This is a genomic window from Nonomuraea lactucae (assembly GCF_003313395.1).
Lineage (GTDB): Bacteria > Actinomycetota > Actinomycetes > Streptosporangiales > Streptosporangiaceae > Nonomuraea > Nonomuraea lactucae.
On sequence record NZ_QNFZ01000488.1, the window covers coordinates 1 to 1,314 of the forward strand.

The 1,314-nt window shown below is 76.2% G+C and carries 1 protein-coding gene; it reads right to left on the bottom strand.

The features are described 5' to 3' along the window. Nucleotides 1–138: 138 nt before the first annotated feature. Nucleotides 139–1,305: an ADP-ribosylglycohydrolase family protein gene (locus DQW85_RS22890; protein WP_240197363.1), complete on the bottom strand. Its 1,167-nt coding sequence runs from the start codon at nt 1,303–1,305 to the stop codon at nt 139–141. Nucleotides 1,306–1,314 lie beyond the last annotated feature (9 nt).

A 1,314-nucleotide genomic window follows, 5' to 3' on the forward strand; every position in this document is an offset into this window, starting at 1 on the left:
CCCCGGCGCGCGGCGGCGCGTCGTGACCTCCGGCCGCCCGCCACCTGCCGGCGATCTCGCGCGCGTCCCTGCCGTCCTCGGCGGCCTGCCGCAGCTCGTGCCCCACCAGGTCCTCGGGCTGCACCCAGGTGAGCCGGATCACCTGGGACCGTTCCCGGTGAGGACGGCGAAGGCAGACTCGTGGGCGCGCCGCCGCCGGAGGTCGTCGGCGTGGACGCGGCGCGCCACCTCCGCGATGGCACGGCCGGGCCCCACCAGGTCCGTACGGCTGGCGTCCGCGACCCGCGTCACCCACTCCGGCGGCACCGCGGACAGCCCGCCGAGCGCTCCCGCGATGGCGCCGCCCATGGAGGCGATCGAGTCGGCGTCGCGCCCGTAGTTGACCCCGCCCAGCACCGTGTCGCGGTAGCCGCCCTTGGCCACCACCAGGAACGCCAGCGCCAGCGGCAGCTCCTCGATGCTGTGCAGCCGGCTCGGCCGCCGGGCGCCGAGCCCCTGGTCGCGGTAGGCGTCGGCGACCGTGTCGTAGGGCCGCACGGCCGCGCGCAGCGTCGCGAACGCCCCCTCCCCGTGGCCGATGCGCCGGGCGGCCTCGCAGACCGTCTCGATGGCGGCCCTCGTGCCGTCCTTGGCGAGGCGCAGGCAGGTGGCCACCACGGAGTCGACGGTCGCGTCCGCCCGCATGGCCTCGGCGACGGCGGCGGCCATCACGCCCGCCGCCTCCCGGCCGTAGCTCGACTGGTGCGCCCCCGCCAGGTCGACGGCCTCGGCGTACGCGGCGTCGGGGTCGGCCGCGTTGACGATGCCGACCGGCGCGACGTACATGGCCGCGCCGCAGTTGACGATGTTGCCGACCCCGGCCTCGCGCGGGTCCACGTGCCCGTAGTGCAGCCTGGCCACGATCCACTTCTCCGCCAGGAAGACCCGCTGCAGCGGCAGCGCCTCGGCCTCCAGCTCGGGGATCCACCGCCGCTCACCCATCAGCTCCGGCACCAGGTGCTCGGCCATCGCGTACGCGTCGAGGTGGCCCCGCACCTTCTCGTACACGCGGATGAGCGCGTGCGTCATGAGCGTGTCGTCGGTGATGTGGCCGTCGCCCTTGTGGTACGGCGCGATGGGCCGGGCGTTGCGCCAGTCCTCGTGGAACGGCGGCACGACGCCCTCGACCGGCCCGCCGTACCTCTCCTGGATCTGCTCGGGGGTCCACCCCTCGGTCGCGCCGCCCAGCGCGTCGCCGACCGCCGCCCCCGCCACGCAGCCCGTGGCCTTGTTGGCCAGCAGGTCGGCCAGCAGGTCGGCCGGCACGTCGGCCGG